The sequence below is a fragment of the Thermacetogenium phaeum DSM 12270 genome (assembly GCF_000305935.1).
Lineage (GTDB): Bacteria > Bacillota > DSM-12270 > Thermacetogeniales > Thermacetogeniaceae > Thermacetogenium > Thermacetogenium phaeum.
In genome coordinates this window covers 2693360-2720099 of sequence record NC_018870.1, presented here as the reverse complement: position 1 = coordinate 2720099, position 26740 = coordinate 2693360, and the positions used below count along the sequence as shown (strand labels likewise).

Annotated in this window: 27 protein-coding genes and 3 tRNA genes; 29 read left to right on the top strand and 1 reads right to left on the bottom strand. The window is 56.8% G+C overall.

All coding sequences use genetic code 11. From position 1 onward, the window contains the following. Positions 1 to 17 precede the first annotated feature (17 nt). From TPH_RS13410 to ndk, 22 genes are all read left to right on the top strand, one after another. Positions 18 to 1298 carry a threonine synthase gene (locus tag TPH_RS13410; protein ID WP_015051726.1) on the top strand — a complete coding sequence of 427 codons (1281 nt, stop codon included), beginning with the start codon at positions 18 to 20 and terminating at the stop codon, positions 1296 to 1298. Positions 1299 to 1358: 60 nt separating this feature from the next. Then, positions 1359 to 2720: a PLP-dependent cysteine synthase family protein gene (locus TPH_RS13405; RefSeq protein WP_015051725.1), complete on the top strand. Its 1362-nt coding sequence runs from the start codon at positions 1359 to 1361 to the stop codon at positions 2718 to 2720. 315 nt (positions 2721 to 3035) lie between these two features. Then, the gene (gene yabP / locus TPH_RS13400; RefSeq protein ID WP_201764459.1) at positions 3036 to 3338 is read left to right on the top strand and encodes a sporulation protein YabP; all 303 of its coding nucleotides are present in this window, start codon (positions 3036 to 3038) and stop codon (positions 3336 to 3338) included. After that, positions 3335 to 3856, top strand: coding sequence for a spore cortex biosynthesis protein YabQ (gene yabQ, locus TPH_RS13395; protein ID WP_028991274.1), 522 nt, complete (start codon positions 3335 to 3337; stop codon positions 3854 to 3856). The genes yabP and yabQ overlap by 4 nt, the downstream gene beginning before the upstream one ends. A 176-nt stretch (positions 3857 to 4032) precedes the next feature. Continuing rightward, complete coding sequence (locus TPH_RS13390) at positions 4033 to 4260, top strand: sigma factor-like helix-turn-helix DNA-binding protein (protein WP_015051722.1); 228 nt, start codon at positions 4033 to 4035, stop codon at positions 4258 to 4260. A gap of 7 nt (positions 4261 to 4267) precedes the next feature. After that, positions 4268 to 4624 carry an FtsB family cell division protein gene (locus TPH_RS13385; RefSeq protein ID WP_015051721.1) on the top strand — a complete coding sequence of 119 codons (357 nt, stop codon included), beginning with the start codon at positions 4268 to 4270 and terminating at the stop codon, positions 4622 to 4624. Then, complete coding sequence (locus TPH_RS13380; RefSeq protein WP_015051720.1) at positions 4602 to 5534, top strand: Ppx/GppA phosphatase family protein; 933 nt, start codon at positions 4602 to 4604, stop codon at positions 5532 to 5534. Before TPH_RS13385 ends, TPH_RS13380 begins: the two co-directional genes overlap by 23 nt. Positions 5535 to 5588: 54 nt before the next feature. Further along, the gene (locus TPH_RS13375) at positions 5589 to 6029 is read left to right on the top strand and encodes a DMT family transporter (protein WP_015051719.1); all 441 of its coding nucleotides are present in this window, start codon (positions 5589 to 5591) and stop codon (positions 6027 to 6029) included. Positions 6030 to 6405: 376 nt separating this feature from the next. Then, positions 6406 to 8310, top strand: a complete 1905-nt coding sequence (locus tag TPH_RS14930; RefSeq protein WP_015051718.1) for a 4Fe-4S dicluster domain-containing protein — start codon at positions 6406 to 6408, stop codon at positions 8308 to 8310. A gap of 13 nt (positions 8311 to 8323) precedes the next feature. Further along, positions 8324 to 9094 (top strand): NADH-quinone oxidoreductase subunit B family protein, encoded by a 771-nt coding sequence (locus TPH_RS13365; protein WP_015051717.1) that lies wholly within the window; start codon positions 8324 to 8326, stop codon positions 9092 to 9094. After that, positions 9091 to 10404 carry a Ni/Fe hydrogenase subunit alpha gene (locus TPH_RS13360; protein WP_015051716.1) on the top strand — a complete coding sequence of 438 codons (1314 nt, stop codon included), beginning with the start codon at positions 9091 to 9093 and terminating at the stop codon, positions 10402 to 10404. The genes TPH_RS13365 and TPH_RS13360 overlap by 4 nt, the downstream gene beginning before the upstream one ends. After that, positions 10405 to 10872, top strand: a complete 468-nt coding sequence (locus TPH_RS13355) for a hydrogenase maturation protease (protein ID WP_015051715.1) — start codon at positions 10405 to 10407, stop codon at positions 10870 to 10872. Between the two features lie 269 nt (positions 10873 to 11141). Continuing rightward, positions 11142 to 11483, top strand: coding sequence for a hydrogenase maturation nickel metallochaperone HypA (hypA, locus tag TPH_RS13350; protein ID WP_015051714.1), 342 nt, complete (start codon positions 11142 to 11144; stop codon positions 11481 to 11483). Between the two features lie 3 nt (positions 11484 to 11486). After that, positions 11487 to 12155 carry a hydrogenase nickel incorporation protein HypB gene (gene hypB, locus TPH_RS13345; RefSeq protein ID WP_037999159.1) on the top strand — a complete coding sequence of 223 codons (669 nt, stop codon included), beginning with the start codon at positions 11487 to 11489 and terminating at the stop codon, positions 12153 to 12155. 222 nt (positions 12156 to 12377) lie between these two features. After that, positions 12378 to 13289 (top strand): glycosyl hydrolase family 18 protein, encoded by a 912-nt coding sequence (locus tag TPH_RS13340; RefSeq protein ID WP_028991277.1) that lies wholly within the window; start codon positions 12378 to 12380, stop codon positions 13287 to 13289. A 273-nt stretch (positions 13290 to 13562) separates the two neighbouring features. Further along, positions 13563 to 13637 (top strand) — tRNA-Met (locus TPH_RS13335). A gap of 11 nt (positions 13638 to 13648) precedes the next feature. Beyond that, positions 13649 to 13725 (top strand) — tRNA-Met (locus TPH_RS13330). Positions 13726 to 13729: 4 nt separating this feature from the next. Beyond that, positions 13730 to 13805: transfer RNA gene (locus TPH_RS13325), tRNA-Glu, on the top strand. A gap of 140 nt (positions 13806 to 13945) precedes the next feature. Continuing rightward, positions 13946 to 15538, top strand: coding sequence for a SpoIIE family protein phosphatase (locus TPH_RS13320; protein WP_015051711.1), 1593 nt, complete (start codon positions 13946 to 13948; stop codon positions 15536 to 15538). Positions 15539 to 15545: 7 nt separating this feature from the next. Then, positions 15546 to 17000 carry a tRNA lysidine(34) synthetase TilS gene (gene tilS / locus TPH_RS13315; RefSeq protein WP_015051710.1) on the top strand — a complete coding sequence of 485 codons (1455 nt, stop codon included), beginning with the start codon at positions 15546 to 15548 and terminating at the stop codon, positions 16998 to 17000. Between the two features lie 75 nt (positions 17001 to 17075). Continuing rightward, positions 17076 to 18866, top strand: a complete 1791-nt coding sequence (gene ftsH, locus TPH_RS13310) for an ATP-dependent zinc metalloprotease FtsH (protein ID WP_081578728.1) — start codon at positions 17076 to 17078, stop codon at positions 18864 to 18866. Between the two features lie 62 nt (positions 18867 to 18928). Then, positions 18929 to 19378, top strand: coding sequence for a nucleoside-diphosphate kinase (gene ndk / locus TPH_RS13305; protein WP_015051708.1), 450 nt, complete (start codon positions 18929 to 18931; stop codon positions 19376 to 19378). A 3-nt stretch (positions 19379 to 19381) separates the two neighbouring features. On the opposite strand, the gene TPH_RS15270 is transcribed toward ndk, so the two are convergent. Further along, positions 19382 to 19642 carry a hypothetical protein gene (locus TPH_RS15270; RefSeq protein WP_015051707.1) on the bottom strand — a complete coding sequence of 87 codons (261 nt, stop codon included), beginning with the start codon at positions 19640 to 19642 and terminating at the stop codon, positions 19382 to 19384. Between the two features lie 339 nt (positions 19643 to 19981). Here TPH_RS15270 and TPH_RS13300 point away from each other — a divergent pair, with 339 nt between their 5' ends. The 7 genes from TPH_RS13300 to panB all read left to right on the top strand — a co-directional run bounded on the left by TPH_RS13300 (position 19982) and on the right by panB (position 26713). Beyond that, a complete protein-coding gene (locus TPH_RS13300) occupies positions 19982 to 21742 on the top strand; it encodes a formate--tetrahydrofolate ligase (RefSeq protein ID WP_015051706.1) in 1761 nt (586 codons plus the stop codon). A 111-nt stretch (positions 21743 to 21853) separates the two neighbouring features. Further along, positions 21854 to 22378 (top strand): HD domain-containing protein, encoded by a 525-nt coding sequence (locus tag TPH_RS13295; RefSeq protein ID WP_015051705.1) that lies wholly within the window; start codon positions 21854 to 21856, stop codon positions 22376 to 22378. A 184-nt stretch (positions 22379 to 22562) separates the two neighbouring features. Next, entirely contained in the window at positions 22563 to 23783 is a 1221-nt protein-coding gene (gene folP, locus TPH_RS16660; RefSeq protein ID WP_015051704.1) for a dihydropteroate synthase, read from the top strand. 72 nt (positions 23784 to 23855) lie between these two features. Then, complete coding sequence (gene folB / locus TPH_RS13285) at positions 23856 to 24242, top strand: dihydroneopterin aldolase (protein WP_015051703.1); 387 nt, start codon at positions 23856 to 23858, stop codon at positions 24240 to 24242. Continuing rightward, the gene (gene folK / locus TPH_RS13280) at positions 24235 to 24735 is read left to right on the top strand and encodes a 2-amino-4-hydroxy-6-hydroxymethyldihydropteridine diphosphokinase (protein ID WP_015051702.1); all 501 of its coding nucleotides are present in this window, start codon (positions 24235 to 24237) and stop codon (positions 24733 to 24735) included. The genes folB and folK overlap by 8 nt, the downstream gene beginning before the upstream one ends. 296 nt (positions 24736 to 25031) lie before the next feature. Continuing rightward, positions 25032 to 25901, top strand: a complete 870-nt coding sequence (locus tag TPH_RS13275) for a Rossmann-like and DUF2520 domain-containing protein (RefSeq protein WP_201764458.1) — start codon at positions 25032 to 25034, stop codon at positions 25899 to 25901. An 11-nt stretch (positions 25902 to 25912) separates the two neighbouring features. Beyond that, a complete protein-coding gene (panB, locus tag TPH_RS13270; protein ID WP_428837360.1) occupies positions 25913 to 26713 on the top strand; it encodes a 3-methyl-2-oxobutanoate hydroxymethyltransferase in 801 nt (266 codons plus the stop codon). The last annotated feature ends 27 nt before the right edge of the window (positions 26714 to 26740 follow it).

Below are 26740 nucleotides of genomic sequence, written 5' to 3'. Positions count from 1 at the left end.
ATTGCGAGGGACCAAGAATGTTCGAAGACAGCGCTTTTGACAACGAACGGAGGGATTTTGTTCTCGGGCTTCGCTGCATAAGCTGCGGCAGAGAATTAGCAGCCGGGCCGGGGGTGTACACCTGCCCGGCGTGCGGTCCGAAAGAAGGAATCCTCGATGTTATCTATGATTATGAGCGTATCAAAAGAACCGTTTCCCGGGAGCAGGTGACGGGGTCGACCGATTATTCCCTGTTCCGCTATCTGCCTTTTCTTCCGGTGCGACCGGATACCCCTCGTCCCCACCTGCGGGTCGGCTGGACCCCCCTCTACCGTCCTATCGGGCTCGCCCGCCAGCTGGGGATCAGCAGAATCTACGTTAAAGACGACGGCCAGAACCCGACCGCCTCTTTAAAGGATAGGGCTTCTGTGATCGCCGTTATCAAGGCCGTTGAGGAAAGGATGACGACCGTCGCCTGCTCCTCTACGGGAAATGCGGCTTCCTCTCTGGCCGGGAATGCGGCAGCAATGGGTCTCCGGACCTTCATCTTCGTTCCCGGCAGGGCTCCCCAAGGGAAGATAGCACAGCTGCTGATTTTCGGCGCCAACGTCATCAGCGTTCAGGGTTCCTACAGCGATGCCTTCCGGCTGTCATCGGAGGCCATTGAGCGGTGGGGCTGGTATAACAGGAATGCCGCCATCAACCCCTACCTCGTAGAGGGGAAGAAGACCGTTGCCCTGGAGATAGCCGAGCAGCTGGGCTGGGAGGTTCCCGACTGGGTGGTTGTATCTGTAGGTGACGGCTGCACCATTGCCGGGATCTGGAAGGGCTTCTGCGATCTCTACAGGGTCGGCTGGATTGACAGGCTGCCTAAACTGCTGGGCGTGCAGTCAACAGGCTGCAGTCCGCTGGCGGACGCCTTCCGAGAGAACAGGCCCTGGTGCCCGGCGGAGGAGAACACCCTGGCGGACAGCATCGCCGTGGGCGTGCCGCGCAACCCGGAAAAGGCCTTGCGGGCAGTGCGGGAGTCGGGAGGTAAGATGGTGGCGGTGCCGGATGAAGAGATTCTCGCCGCCATGCGGTTGCTGGGAAGGAGCAGCGGTATCTTCGCCGAGCCGGCGGGCGCGGCGGGACTGGCGGGGCTGCGCTCTCTGCTGGAGAAGGGGGAGATCGGCCGGGAGGAGAAGGTCGTCGTCGTTGTTACCGGTAACGGGCTCAAGGATGTCAAGAACGCCATCGCCGCCGCCGGGGAACCCATCAAAGTGGAGCCATCTCTTGACCGGCTGTTTGACGAACTGACAAGGCGGAAACTGGTATAATCGACACCGGCATTTATTTTCACCATTTATTTTCACCATGATTTGACTGGAGGCAAGAAGATGGACAGAATACCATTTGGTCCGACCTATACGGAAATGCTAAATCCCGAAACAATACCTCCGGATATCCGCCAGAAGGCGCTGGAGGTCAAGGAGACCGATGAGCTTAATCCGCTGAACCTGTTTAATATCACCTGGAAGGATGAACACAACTCTGTTCGCAAGATCGTATTGCCTAAGGAACTGACCAGGACCAGAGCAAACATCATCGTTCTTCTCGGGAAGGATTTTCCTTCAGGTTCCCACAAAGTCGGTCCAGCCTACGCAACTTTGATCGAAGGATGCGTTGACGGCAACATCCTTCCAGGTGAACACACCATACTCGGCCCTTCGACGGGAAACTTCGGAATCGGCGTTGCCTATATCTGCAGGCTGATGGGCTATGAGGCGGTCATCATCATGCCGGACAACATGAGCAAGGAGCGCTACGATCGCATCCGCAGGTACGGGGCCAGACTCGATCTGACGCCCGGCACCGAATCCGATGTCATCCTTACTTTGAAGCGCACTTACGAATTGAAGAAAGACCCAAAGAACCGTGCTCTCGCCCAATTCGAACTGATGCCCAACTACCGTTTCCACCGTTATGTCACAGGAAATTCGGCCATTGAGGCTGTTAAGGGTATCGGCAACGGCCGCATCGCCTGTTTTGTTTCCGCTCCCGGATCGGCGGGGACGCTGGCGGCCGGTGATGAGATCAAGAAGGCCTTTCCCGAAGCCAAAGTAGTGGCTCTGGAACCCTACGAGTGCTCCACCCTGGCAACAGGAGGCCGCGGGCAGCACCGGATCGAGGGGATTGGAGACAAGATGTGCACCCTCATTCACAACGTCCTGAACACCGATTTTGTTGCTCTGATCCACGACGAAGATGCCGTGCGTGGCCTGAAGATCATCCAGGATGGGGCGGAGGCCCTGGCCGAATTGGGTGTTCCCCCGGAAAAAACTGCGGCCTTGAAGGGGCTCTTCGGTGTCTCCGGCATCTGCAACATCCTGGGTGCCATCAAGATGGCCCATTATCTGCGGTTGGGGCCCGGCGACAATGTGGTGACCGTCGCCACCGACGGCTTCGACCGCTACCCTTCGGTGCTGAAGGACCTGGAAAGGCGCTGCCTGGAAATAGAAACGTTTGTTCTGAAGCGTTGGGCGAGGGACATCTTCTTTAATATCAGCGAGGAGCACATCTACGACTTCCGGGATCCGGAGGTAAAAGAACTGCTTTTCCGCCAGAAGGAAAAGGACTGGCTGCCCTTCGGGTACACGAAGGATTACCTGGACAGCATGCGTAATCCCGAGTTCTGGGAGGAAGAATACGCCAAGGTTAAATATTACGATCAGAAGATCAAGGAGCTGCGGGAGCTGTAATGCGACTTCAGGGTGCGCTGACAACCCCGGATTTTCCGGGGTTATTTTCCTTTCTGTACTGGATGATGGTAAATGGCAGATAACCAGGGGCTAAAGAGGGGAAGTTATTGAAGGCGCCTCGGCGGCAGCCCTGATTTGGTTGGGGTTAGGGACCGCAATGGCGGGAAATAACCCCCTGGCCGGAACGATTGCCCGAAGGAGCTGTTGGCTCTTTTATCGAGACAGGAGGGCGGTATGAACCGGATTTTGTTATGCCGAACAACGGTAGTGAGGGAGGGTCTAAACGCCCCTCCCTCTTCATATTATGAAAGGAGGATGGAGGAAGGGAGGGGAGCGGAGATGTCGCAGTCTGCTCAGGATTTAACGTTGACCAACCGGGAGCGACTGGAAGCGACGGGGGTGCAAAAGGTGGTCAGCTTTGACGAACGGGAAATAGCCCTGGAAACTGTGATCGGCTCTCTCATTCTGGAGGGGGAGGGATTGCATATCACCCACCTCGACCTGACGGCGGGGGAACTGGTTGTTGAAGGTTTGATTGTCTCCATCAAGTACGCCGAAGATAGGGGAAAGAAAATCAAAATGAAAGGGAAGAATATTCTCGAACGCCTGCTCAAATGAGCCGTACTGTAGCCCAGGAGCTTTTGATGCTGGTCGCCCTAACAGCGACGGGGATGGGCGTCGGCCTCTTCTTCGACTGCTACCGCCTCCTGCGCAGATACACGAAGCCGGGTTATTTCTTGACCCAGGTAACAGACCTCCTCTTCTGGGTTATCAGCGCCGGGGCGGCGTATTACGTCTTTATGATACTTACCGGCGGGGAGGTACGCCTCTTTTCTATCCTGCTGATTCCCGCCGGGATGGGGATTTATTTGAAATTATTAAGCCCTTTTGTGCTGTGGCCGTTATTGTGGTGCTTTCGGCAGACAGGGCTCTTCCTCGGCTTCCTTTGGAGGGCGTTCGTCTTTTGCTGGCGAACCCTTCTGTTTCCCTTTTGCTTTGCCGTTTGTCTCCTCGGTTTTAGCCTGCAGTTTCTCTGTGGGGTTTTTCGCCTGTTGCTCCTGCCTCTGCAATGGGGCTGGCGCACCCTCAGGCGCAGCTTACTGGAGTGGTGCCGGAGGCGGAGGAAAAAGCCCTGAAAATCCCCCTCGTGGAGGCCTGCCTCGCCCTTCAACGGCAGCTTTTGAAAAAATGTTCCTTAGATTTGGGCATCTGGGAAGGATTTTCACCCCGGACAGAGAATACTTATCCAAAAAATATCCACAATATGTCCACAATATGTGGATATTTTGTCTCGAGGTCCGGTGGGAAAAGATTGCATCTGGAGATTCGTGGTGCCGAAAAACTCAGTTTCCGTGAAAAACAGGCGGTTGTTCTCAAGGAAACCGGCTGCAGCAACGAGGAAATAGCCAGGAGAATGGGCATTAATGCGGCGACCGTAGCCACCCTCCTGAACCGGGCGCGCAGCAAGGGTTATGAGGTTGTAATTGTGATCCCGACCACTCTCGGTTTATTCGGGGGGGAGAATGATGAGGAGGCTTAACCATAAGTTGCGGAGGAGAAGCGTCGGAAACTCGGTGAAGAGGAGTAAAGGGCCGAAGTGGAAGCGGAGAGCCGTCTGGTGGGTTCTCGCTGCCTCGGCTCTGTTTCTGATCATCCTGCCGCCGCAGTTGAAGATCTGGAAGCTGCAGGGGGAACTCCGGGAGTATCAGCGCCAGGAGCGGGCCCTGCGGCAGCAGAGGCAGGAGATTTTGGACAAGATCCGGTATTATTCCAGCGATGCTTATATAGAAGAAGCGGCGCGGAGGGAGCTGGGGCTGGTTAAGCCCGGTGAGGTGCTGCTACAGCCTGCAGTTCCCGGCTATGTGCAGGAGCCTCCGCAAAATGAACGGCAAATCCGCGACTAGGGGTATCTTCATGTCAGCTTACGGTGAGCGCTATGCGGCAATCGATGTCGGCACCAATTCCTGTCGTTTGTTGATTGCGGATATCAGAGAGGGGCGCCTCGTCCCGGTGCTGTTCACCCTGAGGATGACGCGCATCGGGGAAGGCCTTTCCGAAAAGGGTTATCTGCAACAAGAGCCTGTGCGGCGGACGGTAGTTGCACTCCAGGGGTTCTTATCTCTAGCTAGAAGCTACGGGGTTTCTCGGATTCGGGCGGTGGCGACAAGCGCCGTGCGGGAGGCTGCAAATGCTGCCTTTTTTTTGGAGCGTGCCCGGGATGAAGCCGGCCTGATTGTGGATGTCATCAGCGGTGAGGAAGAGGCCCGCTTGAACTATGTCGGTGTCTGCCGCAGTTTGTCGCTCGGGAGAAGGGCGGCCGTCATCGACATCGGTGGTGGGAGCACGGAATTTACCTATCCCCTCGCCGAAGGAGGAGGGGATGCTCTTTCTTGCCGCAGCGTTCCTCTCGGTGCCGTCCGCCTTACTGAGCATCCCCTCCTTCTGCCGGAAATCCTCGGCTCTCTCAAAAGCGCCCTGGATGATCTAAGGGGGTTCCGCCAGGACCTGGTTGGGGTGGGCGGAACCATTACGACACTGGCAGCCGTGGATCAGGCCCTGGAGAGATACGACCCCGGGCGCATTCAGGGGTACTACCTGACAAGGGCGGCGGTGGAGAGAATAATGTTTTCCCTTGCAGCTAAAAATAGTGAGGAGAGAAAGAGGGTGCCCGGGCTCCAGCCGGAACGGGTGGACATCATCGTCGCCGGGACGACCATCCTCTGGGCTATTCTCACCTATCTAGGGGCACCGGGGATTACCGTCAGCGAGGCCGATCTCCTGCAGGGGATTATTCTGGAGATGATCTCACTCTAGCGCAGCAAGAATCGGAGCAGCAGTTGCGAAATAAGATCGCGGAAGGGGTTTTCAATGGATATCGCTCTTGTTCCTCTCTTGGTTGCGGTTGTTGCCGGTGTTTCCATGGCTCTCCAGGGCTCTCTGAATACCTGCTTGAGCAAGGTTATCGGTCTGCTGGAGGCGAATTTCATCGTTCATGTAATAGGAGCAGCTGCGCTGGTAGCGCTGCTGCTGTTAAAACTGGGGCAAGGGGATTTAAGCAGGATCGGAGAAGCCCCCTGGTATGCCTATCTGGGGGGCATCTTGAGCGTTGTCATTATCTACACCGTCATGTTCAGCATCTCCAAGCTGGGCGTTGCCGTTGCGACAACATCCATTATCGTCGGCCAGGTTTCCACGGCGTTGATAATCGATCATTTCGGGCTGTTCGGCCTGAAAGAGATCCCCTTCACCTGGTGGAAGCTGCTGGGGATTGTTCTCCTGGCCACCGGGGCCAAATTAATGCTGAATTAGAACAGCAACAAAAAGGCCTGCCATCCTTTCCCCCCCCCTTCTTTCGTAACCATATCATCCCGTTTCCATCCATTATCATGTTATCCCAAAAAACCTCTTTGTTCCCGCCATTTGCGCCTTTCTTGTTCATGCTCTTTAATCTGCACTCTGTTCCGCGGCAAGAAAACTCTATTTTTTCCATGTTCGCCGGAAGGATTTCCGGCGCCGATGTAGAAGTGATCAATCACTGTTTATCGGTTGAAATTTGAGCTAATCTTCTGGAAAGACACAATTAAGGGGGAAATACGGTTCAGGGGGGTGTGGCCGGAGAGTATTGATTTTGGGGGCGAAAGATTGGTTCGCGGGAAAAAGCATTTGTGGGAGGTGTATTTAGCCAGTGGAAGCATTTGTGCTCCCGAAAGCGGAGTTAGGTAGTTTTGTGGCAAAGCTGAAAAAGGACTATGAAGTTGTGGGCCCGGTTGCCAAGGGCGAAAAGTTCGTTTTCGCTGCCATCGATGACACGGAGGCGCTGCGTCTTGATTATGATACAACCATTCTTCCGCCGACGAAGAAGTTCATCCATATGCCAGGAGAGGTCCTTTTCGAGTTTGAGGGAGCCGTTGAGAAAAAGAAGGATGTGCCGGAGGTAGGGAAACGGGTACTCTTTGGGGTGCATCCCTGTGACCTGAACGGGCTGCTGAGCCTGGATAAGGTTTTCCTGGAGACCTATCCCGATCCGTACTACAAGGCTCGCCGGGAAAACACAGCAATTGTTGTCTTGAACTGCGTGGCGCCCTGTGAGAATGGTTTTTGCGGTTCCTTCAATACAGGCCCGGAAGCGGATTATGGTTTCGATCTTTCCTTGACGGACATCGGAGATAAGTATGTTGTTGTCGTCGGGAGTGAAAAGGGGAGAGAGCTAGCAGCGGGGCTGGCTGCTGCCGCCGATGAGGATCTCGTTGCCGGGAAAAAGGCGCTGCGTTCCTGCCAGCACGACATGACGCGGCGCATCAGTGTAGGCGGCGATCTGGGAACATTCCTGCATCAAAACTTCGACCACCCGGTCTGGTTAGAACTGAAAGAGGAATGTCTGGCCTGTGGCTCCTGCACCACCGTTTGCCCCACCTGCTACTGTTTTGGGGTCAAGGATTATGTCGACCTGACTTTGGAGAAGGGCGAGCGGCAGCGTTATTGGGATTCCTGTATGTTTTACGAGTTCTCCCGGGTGGCGCTGGACCACATCTTTATGCCGGACAGGACTGCTCGTTTGAAACAGAGAATGTATCATAAGCTGGCCTACTACAAACAGCAGTTCGGTGTTAACGGATGTGTGGGCTGCGGCCGCTGTGTAACCGCCTGCATCAAACACATCGATCCGGTGGATGTCGTGGCCAGGATTCAGTCCAGCCCCGGCCCGGCTAAGGAGGTCAGGCTCTATAAACCGCCGGCCAAGAAGGTGGTCCCGGAAATCAACCCGTGGGAGCCTCAGAAGGCCGTAATCAAGTCGATCAAGCAGCAAACACCGGATGTGCGAACCTATACCTTCTCCTTTGTGGACCCCAAGGTTCAGGAAGCCTATACGTATGACCCCGGTGTTTTCAACTTGATCAGTGTCTTCGGTGTGGGTGAATCTGCCATCTCCATCAGCTCCTGCGCCGATGTCAAAGGATCCTTTGATCACACCATTCGCGCCGTTGGTAATGTGACCAATGCCCTCGCCCAGCTCAAAGAGGGGGATATCGTCGGTATCCGCGGCCCCTTCGGCTTCGGCTGGCCGGTTGAAGAGATGAAGGGGAAGGATGTCCTCCTGGTAGCGGGCGGTATCGGATTGGCTCCTCTGCGGCCGGTCATCAAGTATATCCAGGCCCGGCGTTCCGAGTACGGCACCTTTGAGATTCTGTACGGCTGCAGAACACCGGAGGGCATGCTCTTCACCGATGAGTATGATGAGTGGCGCCGAATTCCCGATACTAGGCTGCACCTGACGGTGGATTTCTGCCCGCCGGGAGTCGAGTGGGGGCACAGCATCGGTGTGGTTACCACGTTGTTCGACAAGATCTCCGTCGGCAAAGAGAACACCATAGTTGTCACCTGCGGCCCCGATATCATGATGAAATTCGTGGTGCTCGACCTCTTGAAGCGCGGCTGGAGCCCCGAGCAGATCTATGTATCTCTGGAGCGCCGCATGAGCTGCGGAATTAAGAAGTGCGGCAACTGCCAGATGGGGCCGGTCTTCGTCTGCCAGGATGGTCCCGTCTTCAGGTATGCCGATATCATGGACATTCCCGGCGGGGTCTTTTAAGGAGGTGTGCTAGGTGGCGAAACCAAAAGTTGCATTCTTTAAGTTCAGTTCCTGTGCCGGATGCCAGTTGTCGGTGCTCAACCTGGAGCCTGTGTTGCTGGACGTTGTCGGCGCGATCGATATCAGGTACTTCGTTATGGCCAAACGGGAGAACCATGAGGGCCCCTATGATATTGGATTTGTGGAGGGAGCTGTCACCTCTCCGAGGGAGCTTCTGGAGCTTAAGAAGATCCGCGAGGAGTGCAAAGTGCTGGTGGCCATGGGCACCTGCGCCTGCTTCGGTGGCGTCCCATCCATCAAGAATTACTGCGGCATGACCGAAAGAGAGGTTGAGGAAAAGGTCTACACCGAGCTGTGGGATCTGAAGTCGATTCCGGCTCACGGCATTGACTACTATGTGAAGGTGGACGCCTACCTGCGCGGCTGTGCCATCGATCTAGGGGAACTGGTAACCCTTGTGAAGTGCGCGCTTCAGGGGACAAACCCGCTCTTCCGGTACCACAGCGTTTGCAATGAGTGCAAGCTTAAGGAGAATGAATGCCTGCTTCTCACCAAGGGCAAACCGTGCATGGGTTCTGTGACCGCTGCCGGTTGCGGTGCTCTCTGCCCCAGTCTGGGACGGCCTTGCGAGGGCTGCCGCGGCCCTGCCAGCGACTGCAACGCGGCCTCTCTGGCCAGAACCTTTGCCTCCGAGCTCGGTTTGTCCAAGGCGGATGTGGTGCGGAAGTTCCGCAAGTATGCGGGGAACACACCGGAGTTTAGTAAAGGAGCTGAAGCGCTATGAACGAGAGGAGGATATTTGTCGATTACATAGCCCGCACTGAGGGGGACGGCGCCATTGACATCATTCTTGGACCTAACGGGGAGATCAAAAAGGCTCGCTGGGAGGTCTGGGAACCCCCGAGGTTCTTCGAGGCTTTCCTGATCGGCAGGAAATATGATGAGATTCCCGAATTAGTCCAGCGGATCTGCGGTATTTGCCCTCATGCCCATCACTTGGCGGCAGTCAGGGCGGTGGAAGCGGCCATGGGAGTCAAGGTCAGCCTGCAGACTAAGCTGTTGAGAGAGTTATTGCACTACGGGGACTGGATCCAAAGCCATACCCTGCACGTCTACTGCCTGGCGGCACCGGACTTCCTGGGGTATGAGAGCGTTCTGGCCATGGCCGGAGATCCGGAACTGCTCCCGGTTGTCAAGCAGGCCCTGGCTCTCAAGCGGCTGGGGAACGATATGAGTGTAGTAATCCAGGGCCATGAGATCCAGAACAGGACCTCTGTTGTCGGGGGCTTCACTTCTGTTCCGTCCGGCTCCGATCTCAGGAACTTGAAGGAGCGCCTGAAGGCCTCCAAGGAGTTCGCCATTGCTTCGGTGAAGCTGGCGGCGAAGCTGGCCTCCCAGCCTCCGTACCCGGATCTCGTCCGGAAGTGCGAGCATGTGGCCCTCCACGATGACAACAGGTACGCCATCAACGAAGGGCGGCTCGTCTCCACCGAAGGCCTCAATGTTCCGGAGTGGGAGTATCCGGAATGGCTCATCGAAAAACACGTGCCAGGCTGCAACTGCAAGCACGCCGTGATCAAGGGACGGGATTCCTTCCTGGTAGGCCCGCTCGCCCGGGTTAACAACAACTTCGATCAGCTTTCCGCCGATGCGAAAGCGGTGGCCAAGGAGGTCGGCTTCCAGGCCCCGGACTTCAACCCCTTCAAGAGCATCGTTGCCCGGACCATTGAGATCGTGCATGCCATCGATGCTTCGATCGCTCTCATCGATGAGATCGGCGAGCCCAAGCAGGAAGAGCCGAAGTACGAGGTCAAGGCCGGCGAATCCTATGCCGTTACCGAGGCCGCCCGCGGCATCTGCTGTCACGGTGGGAAGATCGACAAGGACGGCGTCTGCCAGAAGTGGGATATCGTCGCTCCAACCGCCAGAAACGTCTACAACCTGGAAAAGGACTTTCACGAGTTTGTTCCGAAGCTGCTCGATCTGCCTGATGAGGATCTGAAGCTGAAGTGTGAGATGATGGTTCGGAACTACGACCCGTGCCAGTCCTGCGCGACGCACTCGATAAAGGTCAATATCCGCCGGGAGGGCTAAATGAAACCCGAACTGCTCATCGTCTGCTGCGGCAACCGCTACTCGTCCGACGACGCGGTTGGGCTGCACGTGGCGAGGAGGCTGAAAGAGGGGCAGATCCCGGAGGGGATTGAAGTGCTTGAGGCCGGTACACCCGGCCTCAAGCTGCTTGATCTCTGGGAAGGGTTCGATAAGGTGATTGTCGTCGATGCGGTTATGAGCGGGGCCGAGCCGGGAACCATCCATGTCTTCGAAGGAACATCCCTTCCACCGCGGAACTTTCTCCCCCTCTGCCTGCACGGTTTTAATGTCATTGATGCCATCACCATGGCCGGAGTGCTGGGCAGGTTGCCGCGGGAGCTGCGGATCGTCGGCGTCGAGATCCTCACGGAAGAAGCCTACTGTGAAGGCCTCTCCCCCAGGGTGGCGGCGGCGGTGGAACCGGCCTGTGAGCGCGTGCTGGCGGAGGCAAAAAAGATGATCGGCTGATTTCGGCCAATGGGAGAAGAGAACAGGGGCGTTTCCCTATCCTCTATCCCTGTAGTTGCCGGTGCTTCCATGGGCCAGCCATCCGTTCCGTTTGAGCCCTTTCGTTGTCGAAGGCGTGATTTCAGGATGACTATCGGCGGATGCCCTGCCTGTCGGGATGGGGCGCTCTTTTCTTTTTACCCGACGAGGCAGTGGGGATTGCGTGGGCGGCGGGTTTTGTTTACAATGAAGGAGGTGCCGCTTAAGGTGCAAAGGATGGTGGTGTCCCTATGCACGAGCTTTCGCTGATGCAAGGGGTCGTCAACCTGCTCAGGAAAAGCGCATCAGAGAACAACGTCAAGAGAATCACTAAGGTCTTGCTGGTGGTCGGAGAGATGACCATGGCGGTGCCCGATGCCCTGCAGTTCGCCTTTGAGTCCTTCAAGGAGGAGGAGCTGTTTCGCGATGCGGTTTTGGAAATCCGCATGGAACCGGTGCGGGGAGAGTGCAGGGACTGCCACCGCAGCTTTGACATTAAGGATTTCGTTTTTCTCTGCCCCTTCTGTTCCGGCCCTAATGTGAAGGTGGCCTCCGGAAGGGATCTCTATATCGACTACTATGAAGGTGATTGAAGGATGGTAAAGGTACGGATGGCAGCACCGGTGCTGCAGCAAAATGACGAGGTGGCCGCGGAGAACAGGAAAGTGTTTCTCCAAAAGGGGGTCTTTGTGCTCAACCTGATGAGTTCCCCCGGCTCGGGAAAGACCAGCGTCCTGGAGCGGACCATCGAAGGTCTTTCTGGACGCCTGAAGCTGGGTGTGGTCGAGGGGGATATTTACACCACCAGGGATGCGGAGCGCATTGAGAAGTACGGGGTACCCGTGGTGCAGATCAACACCGCAGGGGCGTGCCACCTGGATGCCAGGATGGTTAAACCAACCCTGGAGGACTTCGACCTTAGGGAGATCGATCTCCTGATCGTGGAGAATGTGGGAAACCTGGTCTGCCCCGCGGAGTTCGACTTGGGTGAGGATGCCAGAGCAGCCGTTTTGAGCGTCACCGAGGGGAATGACAAGCCTGTGAAATACCCCCTGGTCTTTCGGGAGTCCCGGGCCGTGCTGATCAACAAGATCGACCTGCTGCCCTATATCGACTGCGATGTCGATCAGCTGGAAAAGGACTTGAAGCAGATCAACCCGGAACTAATGCTCTTCCGCGTTTCGGCGCGCTCAGGCGAGGGCTTCGAACCGTGGCTCTCCTGGCTGGAGAATCAGGTACAGGAAAAGCAAACGCAAAAAAGGTAATAGGGAAGGGGGGTAGTGGCCCCCCTTCCCTATCCTCCCACCGCGACCTGCCCTCATCGGCAAACGGGGTATAAAGAAGATAAGAGGCCGGGCAGCCGCAGCCCTTAGCGATGAGGGGACGAACCACTGGTTCTGCCCCAGCTGGGCGTAACATAATGAAAAACCCTGGCATATAATGGTACAGTGAGCGCCGAGAGAACATCAGAATTTGAGGTGATCGCACTGGAACGGCTGTGGTTTTATGTCAATGTGCCTGATGCCAGGTCGAGTTTTTTGCAGCACCTGGATAAAATAGATGCTCTGGTACCCTTCTGGTTTGGGGTTACCCAGGAGGGAGGACTGCTGGACCAGTCGGCTCCGGACGTGGAGAGGACGGCAAAAGAGAACGACGTGCCGATTATCGCTATTGTTCACAACTACTCCGACCCTCAATTGGGTGCCATCATTCACGATCTGCTGGTCGATGCAACCCTCCGCCGCCGGCTGGTGGATAGTATCGAAGTGGTGCTGGCATCCAGATCCTTCGCCGGGGTCAATATCGACTTTGAATTCGTCCCTCCCGCGGACCGGCCGTACCTCAACGCCTTCATGAGGGAACTTTATTCACGGCTTGCCCCCTGGTTTCTCGTGACCATATCCGCGCCGGCCAAACTCTCCGACGACCCCCAGCACCCCTTCTCCGGTGCCTTCTCCTACGCCGCCCTGGGGCAGTACAGCCATCAGGTTTTTATTCTTGCCTATGATGAGCACTTTACCGTGCCTGGGCCCATTGCCTCGATCGGCTTTGTGCGAAGAGTGCTCGATTTTGCTCTGACAGAAATTCCCCGAGAGAAGATTAAGCTGGGAATGGCTGTCTACGGTTATGACTGGCAGGAGGAAGGAGGGTTTCCGGAAACCCTTTCCCACGCCGAGGCCGTTGCCCGCGCCCGGCGCTACGGAGTTCCCATCATTTACGACGAACAGGCACAGGAGTCAACCTATACTTACACTGCCGACGGCACCCGCCATATTGTCTGGTTTGAGGATGCCCGCAGCTTCGCGGTCAAACTCGGCCTGATCCGGACGCTGGGCCTGCCGGGATTTGCTGCCTGGCGTCTGGGGCAGGAGGACGCCCGGATCTGGGGGCTGATCTAGGCTATGCGTCTGATCTTTATCAATGCTGCCGGGGCAGTGTAATATCTCAGGTAGGCTCTTGAAACGACAAAGCATTAGACGGGGCTTGTTATTAGATTTTCGAGGGCAAAAAGGTTTTTTACACCACAACCATAATAATTTAGAGATACCTACTTTTTGCAATATCTTTTTTAACCGACCAAAGTGCTGTGAACGAAACTCTGGTCGTTCTGCGGACGCCTCCTAATTGCTCTTGACAGAGTCCATATTTTTATGCATAATGTTAAGTGTCGATGCGGGGTGGAGCAGCGGTAGCTCGTCGGGCTCATAACCCGAAGGTCGATGGTTCGAATCCATCCCCCGCTACCAAAATCGAAAATGGCGGCGTAGCTCAGCTGGTCAGAGCATGCGGTTCATACCCGCAGTGTCGCTGGTTCGAATCCAGCCGCCGCTACCAGGCTGGCCCGTTAGTCAAGTGGTCTAAGACACCGGCCTTTCACGCCGGTAACAGGGGTTCGAATCCCCTACGGGTCACCAGCGTCGAATCCCACCGCAAAAAGGGTGGGATTTTTGCTTCTCCGTGTCGTCGTAAAAAGGCTATCCCTGCCAAAAATCCCCAATATTTTAACCAATGTTGAATTATAATATTGGGGATTAAGACGGCAGGGGGGGTAGCCGTGACCGTATTGGTCGGCCGGCTAAGGCAGCTGGCAACGATTTTGGCGGCAGCAAATGTCGCGCCGGGGTGGTACCTGTTTTATTTCCTAATCGGGCTGTCTGCCGGTCGCGCTTTGCTCAGCGACCTGGCTCCCTTGACAGTTCCTCTGGTGGTGACGACGGCCGTTCTTCCCTCCCATCTTTTCTGGCCGGCGCTGGCCGGTGTTTTTCTGGGTGTGGGGAGCAGGCCGCCGTCTGCTTTTTCCGGAGGGTTGATCGGGGATTTGCTTGTCGCCGGGAGTGCTGCCCTGCTGGCTCGGAGGGGGAGGGCAAGGCTCAGAGAATCCAGGATTTCCGCCGCCCTGGTGGCGGGAGGAACGAACCTTGCGGTTAAATACGGGTGTTTCCTTTTAAATGGACCGAAGCCCGGATTTTTGCCGGGCCTGATCGCCGAATCGGTGCTGGCCGGGCTGATTGTGATCCCCATCCACTTCCTTCTGAATAATTACAGGAGGGAAAAGAGGCTTTCCTTTTACCTCCTGATTGTTTGCGTCATTCTCGGGCTCGGCGATCTCCGGGTTGGGCCCGCCCTGATCGGGGATGTTTTGGGGCGCGGCGTTCTCCTGCTGGTTGCCGGTACTTTCGGAGCCGGCTGGGGGGCAGCTGCGGGAGTGGTTATAGGGCTGCTTTCCGGCAACTTCTGGAGCCTGCTGCAGCGCACGGGGTTTTACGCGGCTACCGGATTTTTTGCCGGCCTTTTCAAAAACTGCGGACGGGCCTGTGTGATCGGGGGATTTTTGCTGAGCACTCTTCTGTTCGCCGCCTTTTACGGACAGCAGGAGGGGCTGGTGGGGCACTTCTGGGAAAGCATCCTGGCGGTGGGATTGTACCTGATTGCAGGGCGCTTCCAGTCCATCTTAGGTGAAGGGAAAGAAGCCCCCCCGGCCCGGCCGCTTCATGCACAAGTCGGGTTTGCCCAGCGCCCGCGCTTTAGTGAGACTTTGTGTGGGGACAGCCTGGGTGTGGCCCACCTGGAGTCCCGCCGCCTTCTCATGACGCTCAGCGACGGGATGGGGGCTGGGATTAATGCTGCCCGCGAAAGCAGGATTGTGGTAAAATTAATGGAGCAATTGCTAAGCTATGATCTGGAACCAGGGGCAGCGGCCGCAATAGTAAATACCGCCCTCTATCTGCGGGGAGGGGAGGAAAGCGCCGCCACTATCGATCTCGCCCTGGCCGACCTTGATGCCTGCTGCTTAAAGTTTTTGAAGGCAGGCGCTCCTCCCAGCTATCTTAAGAGGGGTGATCAGGTGGAGATCATCAGGTCGGTCTGCTGGCCGGCGGGGATTCTGGAGGATGTCGATCCCGAAGTTCTCGAAAGGCGGATCTTGTCCGGGGATATTCTGATCATGGCAACGGACGGGGTAACCGAGGCCGGTGGTCATGAAGGCGCCGGTGGCGACTGGCTCTATAATTACCTGCGGGGGCTTGTACTGGAGGATCCCCAGGTGATTGCCGACCTGGTGTTGAAGCATGCCTTAAAGGCGGCCGGTTATCAAAACCGGGACGATATGAGCGTGCTGGTGGCGCGTTATTGTGTTGAAGTGGAGTGAATAACGGGTGTCCGATCTGCCTGAGAAAGTAAAGAACTTCATCAGAAAATACGAGCTGCTGGAGCCGGGGATGAGGGTTGTGGTGGGGGTTTCCGGGGGGGCGGATTCGGTAGCCCTGCTCTCCGTTCTCAACGAGATCTCCCGCTCTTTTCCCTTAGAACTCCATGTGGCCCACCTGAACCATCTGCTGCGCCAGGAGGCCGGGGAGGATGCCGCTTTTGTCCGGCGGTTTGCCCGTGAGCTGGGCATCCCTGTTACCGTCGGTTATGCCCGGGTCTCCCGCCTGGCCGCAGTGAAGAAAATGGGGATCGAAGATGCCGGGAGGTGGGCGCGCTACCGGTTCCTCCACCACGTGGCGGAGAGGGTGAATGCCCAGAGGATCGCCGTCGGGCACCATGCCGGGGATCAGGTGGAGACTGTGCTCTTGAATATTCTGCGTGGGGCGGGCCCAAAAGGTCTTTCCGGAATGCCGCCGCGCCGGGGGATGGTAATCCGCCCTTTTCTGGATGTGACTCGAAAGGAAATCGAAGAATACTGCGGTGCCCGCCTTTTGACCTGGCGCACCGATGCTTCCAACCTGACGACGGACTACCGGCGCAACCGCCTGCGGAGGGAATTGCTGCCTTATCTGCGGGAGAAGTTTAACCCCGGAGTTGACCGGGCGATTCTGCAGCTGGCGGAAATTATGGGAGCCGAGGACGCTTTTCTGGAGGAATTGACCGGGCGAATACTGCGCAGGGTTCTCTGGAAGCGGGGAAAAGGGGAAGCGGTGCTGAACCTAGAGGATTTTCTCTCCCTGCCTCCGGCGGTATGCAGGCGCCTGCTGCGCCGGGCGATCAGGGAAGCAGGTGGGAGTCTTAAGGATCTCGGTTACAGGCACATCATCAATTGTTTGGAATTCCTGAGAAAAAACCTCCCGGGAGGGGAGCTCCAACTGCCGCACGGGGTGAGGTTGAAAAAGGGCTATGATAACTTCCGGGTTATTGTCAACGGTCGCCATCCTCATCCTGCAGAGGACCCAACGAAAAGCGGGTTGCAGGTGGTTCTGCAGGTGCCGGGAGAGACGCCGGTTCCCGCTCTGGGATTTCTTTTTCAGGCGGAGGTCCGGCAGCGGGAAAACTTGAAGGGTGATGGTGATATCCGCTGCCTTTTCTCCGAGAACTACCAGGTATGTTTCGATTATGATAAAATGAAGCTGCCTCTAACAGTACGAACGCGGCGGGCAGGGGATCGCATCCGGCCTTTTGGCCTTAATGGCACCAAAAAGCTCAAAAAGCTGTTCGGCGAGCTGCGGATACCTCCGGAAGAGAGGGATAGGGTGCCTCTTGTGACGTCGGGTGAGGAGATCTGTTGGGTTGTTGGGTACAGGAGGGGGTGTGCTGCTCCGGTGTTACCGGAAACCCGGCGGATCCTTATTTTGCGGGCCAGGAAATTGCCTGGGGAAAATAAGCTCGAAAATTGAATGTAAGAGCGGAAATATGATAAAATATTTTGGATATGCGGATGATGAGAAAGGGGGATGAGGGTGGGGCGCATTATGAGAAATTTGTCTATTTATCTTGTCCTGGTTTTGTTCGCCGCGCTGGCCTTAAAACTGGCAATGCCACCCCAGGAAGAGACAAAATACTGGACTTATAATCATTTTCGAGAAGTCCTGGCCGCCGGTAAGATTGAAAAGGTTACCTTGAAGGCTGACGGAGAAGGCGGCTACCATATAGAAGGGGTGACGGAGGAAGGGGAAAAGTTCACCCTTTACGCCCCTGCGAATGACCAGAACCTGCATAACCTGCTGGCGGAAAAGACGATGGTCAACTACCTGCCCAGTGAGCGGACGCCGTGGTGGGCGGGGCTGCTGTCTACGCTGCTGCCGATTCTGTTGATCGCCGGTTTTGTTTTTTTTATGGTTCAACAGACCCAGGGCAGCGGCAACAGGGTGATGCAGTTTGGCCGCAGCAGAGCGCGCATGCTCGACCCCGAAAAGCAGAAGGTAACTTTTAAGGATGTAGCCGGGGTCGACGAAGCCAAGGAGGAGCTTCAGGAAATCGTCGAGTTTTTGAAGGACCCGAAGCGTTTCAGCGAGATCGGAGCGAGGATCCCGAAAGGGGTTCTTCTCTACGGACCTCCTGGCACCGGAAAGACCCTGCTTGCCCGGGCTGTAGCAGGGGAAGCGGGGGTACCCTTCTTCAGCATCAGCGGTTCCGATTTCGTGGAGATGTTCGTGGGAGTGGGAGCTGCCCGGGTGCGCGATCTCTTCGATCAGGCCAAAAAAAATGCTCCCTGCATCGTTTTCGTGGATGAAATCGACGCCGTCGGCAGACAGCGGGGTGCCGGGCTCGGCGGCGGGCATGACGAAAGGGAGCAGACCTTAAACCAGCTGCTCGTGGAGATGGACGGCTTCGATGCCAACGAGGGGATCATCATCCTGGCGGCTACCAACCGGCCGGATATCCTCGACCCGGCGCTGCTCAGACCGGGGCGCTTTGACCGCCAGATCGTCGTCGACAGCCCCGATCTCAAGGGGAGGCTGGAGATCCTCAAGGTGCACCTGCGGGGTAAGAAGCTGGCCGAGGATGTGGATCTGGACGTGCTGGCGCGCCGCACTCCAGGCTTTACCGGGGCGGATCTGGCCAATCTGGTCAATGAAGGGGCTCTCTTGGCTGCCAGGAGAGGTAAGAAGAGCATTACCATGAAAGAACTGGAGGATTCGATTGAGCGGGTGATCGCCGGGCCTGAGAAGAGATCCCGGGTGATGAGTGAGGAGGAAAAGAGGCTGGTGGCCTACCACGAAGCGGGGCACGCGGTGGTGGGGAGCATGCTCCCCAATACCGATCCGGTGCACAAGATATCCATTATACCGCGCGGGCGTGCCGGCGGCTACACGTTGATGCTGCCGACCGAGGACCGCCACTACCTGACCAAGTCTCGCCTTCTCGACGAGATCACCACCCTGCTCGGGGGGCGGGTCTCGGAGGACCTGGTTTTAAAGGATATCAGCACGGGCGCCCAAAACGACCTGGAGCGCGCTACCGGCTTGGTGCGCAAGATGATCACCGAGTACGGCATGTCCGAGGAGCTGGGGCCGCTTACCTTCGGAAGGCCGCAGGAACAGGTTTTCTTAGGTAGGGATATTGCCCGCGACCGGAACTACAGCGAGGAGATCGCCTACTCTATCGATAAAGAGGCGCGCCGGATCATCGAACAGTGCTATCAGAAGGCGAAGACGATTCTGGAGGAAAACATCCAGAAGCTGCACCTGGTTGCCAACACCCTGATGGAGAAGGAAACCATTGACGCCAGCGAATTTGAGATGTTGATGCAGAGCGCTTGAAATCCCGGCTTCTTTGGGAATAATGATAGGAACGCTATAATTGTTTAAAGGAGAGATAAAGCGTGGAGCGCACCTTTGTGATGGTCAAGCCTGACGGAGTTCAGCGCGGGCTTGTCGGAGAGATCATCGGGAGATTCGAAAGGAAGGGTTTGCAGATCGTCGCCCTCAAGATGATGCGGATCACACCGGAACTGGCCGCCAGGCACTACGCCGAGCACCGGGAGAAGCCCTTCTTCAAAGGGCTGGTTGAGTACATCACCTCGGGCCCGGTTGTGGCCATGATTCTCGAAGGGAAGGACTGCGTCGGTGTGGTGAGAGAGATGATGGGGGCGACCGATCCGCGGAAAGCTGCCCCCGGCACCATCCGGGGAAGCTTCGGGATGGACATCGGCAGAAATGTCATCCACGGTTCGGACTCCAGGGAGAGCGCGGCCAGAGAAATAGCCCTTTTCTTCACAGAGTCGGAGATCTGTGAGTATTCTCTAAACCTTGCCTCTTGGATTTACGAATAATCTTTAGGCGGCCGTCCTCTTAGCAGGATGAGCCGCCTTTCTGTCTATCTTTTTATTAGACCACCATGCCGCCAGCGGCGGCACCAAAAGAGCATAAAAATACCCGGCGGGTCTACCGGCGAGCGACCTACGGAAGGCCTGGTAACAGGACAGGCAACTTGTTACGCAGCATCCCAGAGCTGTCCCGAAGCGAGCCATCGTCCTGTCCGGCCTGGAATCGGGAGTCGAGCGGCAGACCGGCGGGTGAACTTGATGTATTTTCACGGCAGGTACACCTCCAATTCCAGAATAAAATAATTAATCTATTAGTAGGAAAAATTGAATTTGTGGCGAATAAAAATAATCATAGTGTCTTCCTTAATTGGAAGGGTTAAAACAGAAGCTGTGCTTTTAGATCCAGTAATGAAAAACTGCATTCAAGGTTAGAATAGACCGGGATGCAGTTACCACAAAAACGAAATTGAGGGGGGAAAAAGGACAAGGAGGTGTTGCTCTCGGAAGAAGGGGGCCAATCGATTCAATCCTGTATTGTGGTTGAAGCTGCTTGGTGATTAAGAGAGAACTCTAAGCGAAAAGTTAATCTTGGAAGGGAGTTGTGAGTAGATGCCATTTGATCCTACTAAAATGAAAGATTGGCAGATCGCCGAAGAAGCCGAAAAGACTATGCCGACCCCGGAAGAGTGGATCGATAAGCTGGGGTTGGAGAAGGACGAGCTGATACCTTACGGCAGAACGCCGAGGATCGATTTTATTAAAGTGATGAATCGCCTGAAGGACAGGCCGGACGGCAAATACATTGAAGTGACCGCCATCACCCCAACCCCTCTTGGAGAAGGCAAAACCACCACCACCATGGGGATTATGGAAGGCCTCGGCAAGAGGGGGCAGAATGTCGGCGGTGCCATCCGCCAGCCCTCCGGCGGACCCACCATGAACATTAAGGGTACCGCTGCCGGCGGCGGGAATGCCCTCTTGATCCCGATGACCGAGTTCTCTCTTGGACTTACGGGGGATATTAACGACATCACTAATGCCCACAACCTGGCAATGGTGGCCTTGAACGCCAGGATGCAGCATGAGGCCAATTACGATGATGAGCAGCTGGCCCAGAGGGGTCTGAGAAGGCTGGACATAGACCCGAAGAATGTGGAAATGGGCTGGGTTATCGACTTCGCCGCCCAGGGGCTGCGCAACATCATCATCGGCCTGGGCGGGAAGAAGGACGGCTTCCTGATGCAGTCCAAGTTCGGCATCACCGTCAGCTCCGAGCTGATGGCCATCCTGGCCGTGGCCAAAGACCTGGCGGACCTCAGGGAGCGCCTGAAACACATCGTCGTTGCCTATGACAGGAAGGGCAACCCGATCACCACGGCGGACCTAGAAGTCGATGGCGCGATGTGCGCCTGGATGCGCAATACCATTAACCCGACGCTCTGCTGCACCGTGGAGCATCAGCCCTGCTTTGTCCATGCCGGCCCCTTCGCCAACATTGCCATCGGCCAGTCCTCCATTATTGCCGACCGCCTCGGGCTGAAGCTCTTTGATTACCATGTAACAGAGTCCGGATTTGCCGCCGACATCGGGTTTGAAAAGTTCTGGAATGTGAAGTGCCGCCTGAGCGGCTTAAAGCCGAATGTCTCCATCCTGGTGGCCACGGTACGCGCCCTCAAGATGCACGGCGGCGGCCCGACCGTCGTTCCCGGCCGCCCGATTCCGGAAGAGTACACCAAGGAAAACCTCGCTCTTTTGGAAAAGGGCTGCGAGAACCTGGTGCACATGATCAATGTGGTCAAGAAGTCCGGGATTAAACCGGTGGTCTGCATCAACAGCTTCTACACCGATACCCCGGCCGAGCAAGCTCTTGTCAAGAGAGTTGCCGAGCAGGCCGGCGCCCGGGCAGCTGTATCCGAGCACTGGCTCAAGGGAGGCGAGGGTGCCCTCGAACTGGCCGACGCGGTTATGGATGCCTGCAAGGAGGAGGTCGACTTCAAGTACCTCTATCCGCTTGAGATGCCGCTGCGGCAGCGTGTTGAGCTCATCGCCAAAGAGGTTTACGGTGCGGACGGCGTCGACTGGGCTCCGCTGGCCGAAGAGAAGGCCAAGAAGTTCGAGTCCGATCCCAAGTACGCCGACTACGCCACCATGATGGTCAAGACCCACCTGAGCTTGAGCCACGAGCCCACCTGGAAGGGAGTGCCCAAGAACTGGAGGCTCCCGATCCGCGACATACTCGTATACGGGGGCGCCAAGTTCCTTTGCCCAATGGCGGGTGCCATCAGCCTGATGCCCGGCACGAGCTCCGACCCGGCCTTCAGGCGGATCGACGTAGATGTCAACACTGGCAAGGTTATGGGACTGTTCTAAGAATAAGGAGAAGATACTCATTAGGAAAAGCCTCGCCGAGTCGGGGCTTTTCCTAACTTTTTGGATTATCTTTAAGCTGCCCTATGGGCAGAAAAAGGAAGGAGAAGAAGGATGGAACGCATCGATGCCATTGTCCGTGACCCCTTGTTTCAAGAGTGCCTTGCCAAAACCGCGGAAATAGAAAAGGAGAGGGAGTTTTGTAAGCACGATCTCCAGCACTTTGTGGACGTGGCCAGGATTACTTATATCTTGATTCTGGAGTCTGGCGCTCTGTGGAGTTTTATCAAAGACAACGACCTTAAGGGGACGCGGGAGGCCAAAGAGGTTGTTTATGCGGCCGGCATCCTCCATGATATTGGACGCTGGAGGCAGTATGAGACAGGGGAGGATCACTCTGCAGTCGGAGCTCGCTATGCCGGGGAAATTATGGAGCGGGCAGGGTTCACTCCCAACGAAATCAGGATCGTCACCCGGGCGATTTTGGAGCACAGAGAGCACGGTGACCAGATGACCCTGCTGGGGGAACTCCTGCACCGGGCGGATAACCTCTCCAGGGCCTGCCATGAGTGCAGCGCCCAAAAGAAGTGCTATAAGTTTCCAACTATGGAGACGGGGAACTTGGTGTTGATATATTGATGTTCCTCACCGGGGAGGGCCTTTCTGCGGGAACATCCTTCTTCGTTAGATCCTTCTCTGCGGCCCGGTTATCCCCGCAAGAGGTGGTCGGTCGGCAGCCGGTCGGCGCTACGGTCTTTATCCCCGTTCCATCATCTGCTGTGGCCTGCCGTGGGGAAACAGAGCTGAGAATATCGGAAAAAGGATGGTTGAGGTGGAAAGACGAGAGGGGAATAATCTGCGGGTTCAAATTGTTATCGATTCTGAGGATGCTAAAAGGGCGTTGGAGGAGATCGGGGTTGACTCCGGCGGGGTGCGCTGGATGGCACCTAAAGCGCTGCACTACATCATCAAAGTGAAAAAATTAGGTACCCCGGCGGCACTTATCCTGAAACAGGAGATGCTCTCCCGGGGGGGAGAGGCTGCTGTCAGCAGGAAGGCCGGAAACTTCTCCGTTCAGGAGACGGACGTCCTGCTCATGGGGACCCTGAGGCAGTACGACGAGCTCTGTAAAAAGATCAAGATGCAGCCCTTTGGGCTGCGCAGGCTGGCCGATGAGATTCAGGATGTCCTTCGCAACTACGGAAAGAAGGAGGTCCGAACCCTCCGCTGCCGTGACCTTTCCCTCACCCTGGGGGAGCGCACCCTGGTGATGGGAATTCTCAACGTGACTCCCGACTCCTTTTCAGACGGCGGGAAGTTTTTCGACCCGTCGGCAGCGGTGGAACATGCCCACAGGATGGTGGAGGAGGGAGCGGATATCATCGATGTGGGGGGTGAGTCTACCCGCCCTGCTACCTGGACCCAGGAACCGCTCCCTGCTGAGGAAGAGATCCGGCGCCTCAGGCCGGTCCTGGAGCGGCTGGTGAAGGAGCTTAAGGTTCCTATTTCGGTAGATACCTACAAGGCGGAGACCGCCCGGGCGGCACTGGAGGCCGGAGTGCATATCATCAACGACATCTGGGGTTTTCAGCGCGATCCCGGAATGGCTAAAGTTGCCGGTGAATACGACGTTCCGGTAGTCCTCATGCACAACAAGAAGGACACCGCCTATCGGGATATGATGGGGGAAATCATCGCCTTCCTGCGCAAGAGCATCAGAATTGCGGAGGAGGGAGGGGTGAGCCCGGAGAACATTATCATCGATCCCGGGATCGGCTTCGGGAAAACTACCGAGCAGAACCTCATCGTTCTCAGGCGCCTGGCGGAACTGCGGTCCCTGGGTAAGCCGGTGCTCCTCGGCACTTCCCGCAAATCGGTGATAGGCAATACCCTGAACCTCCCCGTCGACCAGCGCCTGGAGGGGAGCATCGCCACCGTGGTTTGGGGAATAGCGCAAGGAGCGGCTGACATCATCCGTGTCCATGATGTGAAAGAATCCGTGCGGGCGGCGCGCATGACCGATGCCATTATGAACAGCCGTTAGGATTGGTAACCGGTGGTTTGCTTCATTCCGCGGGTTTCGGTAAATCATTGTTCTAGGGGGTTTTTGTGATCAATGAGCGGGAAGAAGAGCTGTGACCGCATTATTATCAATGGAATGGAGTTTTACGGCTACCACGGGGTTCTCCCTGCAGAGCGGGAGCTAGGCCAGCCTTTCATCATTGACCTGGAGATCTCCTGCGACCTAAAGGAGGCGGGGGAAAGCGATGACCTCGCCAAGGCAGTTGACTACAACAGGGTTTTTGAAGCTGTCAAGAAGATCGTCACCGGAGAGCCTTTCTCCCTCATCGAGGCCCTGGCGGAGCGGATTGCCGAGGCGGTGCTGGCAGAGTATCCCGTTGCCGAAGTGCTGGTGCGGGTGAAGAAACCGCACGCCCCTTTGAAGGGCACCTTCTCCTATGTGGCGGTGGAGATCAGCAGGGGAGGTGAGGGGTGTGGCTGAAAGGCGGGTATTCTTAAGCCTGGGCTCCAACCTGGGGAACCGGAGCGCTTACCTGGAAGCGGCCTGTCGGGAGCTTGCAGCACACCCGAAAATCAGGCTTCTACGCCGTTCCTCCCTTTACGAAACCGAACCTGTCGGCTACCGCGACCAGGGGTGGTTCCTCAATCAGGTGGTGGAGGTGGCGACGACCCTGGCGCCCCTTGAGCTGCTCCATGTGCTTCAGGGGATCGAAAACAGGCTGGGGAGGAAGCGCCTGATCCGCTGGGGGCCCCGGGTGATCGACCTGGACGTCCTTCTTTTTGGGGATCTGGTTCTGAAAACCCCGGAGCTGATCATTCCTCATCCCAGGATGTACGAACGCAGCTTTGTGCTGGTGCCGCTGCAGGAGATCGCCCCCGACCTTATCCATCCGGACGGGCGGACTACCAGGGAGCACGCAGAAGAGCTTCAGGAAAAGGGCGAGGGAGGGGAAATCCGGTTGTGCCGGGGATAGGCCTCGTGTTATAATAAAAACGATAAAAACGGCGGTATGCGGATGGGACGGAGCACCATACCGGAGGATCCGCCTGAGAAGTTGAGAGGAACTTTACACAACCAGCCGCTTGTACCTCTTGGGGATGAGACGGAAGGTAAAAGAATAACAACGTGAATGGCCGACTGCCTTCTGGATCTCAGAAGGCTTTTGTTTTTTGTGTCTGCTCAGAAGCGATGGTTGCAGGTTGTCGATCCTCAGTCCGGCGGCATCGGTTCCGGCGCCGAAAACGATGCTGTTGCCGGCTTTAGGAGGGGGTGTTGCCTTTGAAGCTGGGCTTCATCGGGGCCGGTAAGGTGGGTTCTGCCTTTGCCGTTCTGCTCCAGCAGGCGGGATACGAAGTAGTCGGGGTGGCCAGCAGGTCGCGGGAGTCCGCGGACAGGCTGGCGCAGCGGCTGGGAGTTCCGGTTTTCCCTAAGGAGGAGCTGGCCAGCAGGTCGCAGGTGCTCTTTCTCACCACCTCCGATGACGCCATTGCCTCCGTGGCGGCGGAGCTTGCCGAAAAAGGGGCCATCCATCCCGGGCAGATCCTCCTCCACATGAGCGGTGCCCATTCCTCTCAGGTGCTGGCGCCGGCGGCGGAGAGGGGGGCGGTAACCCTTTCGGTGCATCCCATCCAGTCCTTTGCCTCTGTGGATCAGGCCGTCGCCCTCCTCCCCGGCAGCTATTTCAGCATCGAGGGGGACGAACGGGGGTACGGTTTCGCCCGGGAGATGGTGGAGAAACTGAAAGGGAAGCACTTCATCCTCAAATCGGAGTCCAAGGTGCTCTACCACGCCGCAGCCTGTACGGCCTGCAACTACCTGGTGGGGCTCCTAGATGTGGCCGCGCAGCTTCTCGAAGCTGCCGGTGTTCCGGGTGAGGTGGGGCTGCCGGCGTTTTTTCCGCTGGTGGAGGGGACTTTTGAGAATGTCAAGAAACTCGGAATCCCCGGCGCCCTGACGGGCCCCATATCGCGGGGGGATCTCGGAACGGTGGCAAAGCACCTGGCAGCCCTGGAAGGCCTGCCACAGCTTTTAGACGTTTACAAAACCCTTGGCCTGGTTACGGTAGAGGTTGCCTTGAAGAAGGGAACAATAGATGAGGAGCGGGCGGCCGGGTTGCGCTCGCTTCTCCAACAATCTTAACTGGAGGGCTGATTATGTCGCGCGTCACGACGGCAACACTGCTTGAGATGAAGGAGCGGGGGGAGAAGATCACCCTGCTGACGGCTTACGATTATCCGTCGGCCCGGCTCCTCGACGAAGCCGGCATCGATATCCTGCTGGTTGGGGATTCCCTGGGGAACGTGGTGCTCGGTTACGAGAACACGCTGCCGGTCACCATGGAGGAGAGCCTGCACCACACCAAGGCGGTTGCCCGCGGTGCCAAACGGGCGATGGTCGTCGGCGATATGCCCTTTCTCTCTTACCAGACGACGGTTGCCGATGCCGTGCTGAATGCCGGTCGCTATCTCAAGGAAGCAGGGGCGCACTGCGTTAAGCTGGAAGGAGGCCGGGAGCACGCAGAGGTCGTCCGCGCACTGGTGGAGGCGGGAATCCCGGTGATGGGCCACCTGGGCCTGACCCCACAGTCGGTCCACGTATTCGGCGGCCACCGCGTGCAAGGAAGAACCGAAGAAGCGGCGCAGCGGCTGATCGAGGACGCCTTGATCCTGGAGGAAGCGGGGATCTCCTCCCTGGTTCTGGAGTGCATTCCGGCGGAACTGGGGAAGGAGGTTACCGCCCGCCTGAGAATCCCGACGCTGTCCTGTGGAGCCGGGCCCTACTGTGACGGGCAGGTGATGGTGCTTCACGACATGCTGGGCGTCACCGGCAAGAAGGTGCCGAAGTTTGTGAAGCAGTACGCCAACCTGCACGACATCATCATGGACGCCCTGGCCACCTTCAAAAAAGAGGTGGCAGAGGGGGTATTCCCCGGGCCTGAACACTGTTATTGATTTAAGAATTGCCCGTAAACTCCACGA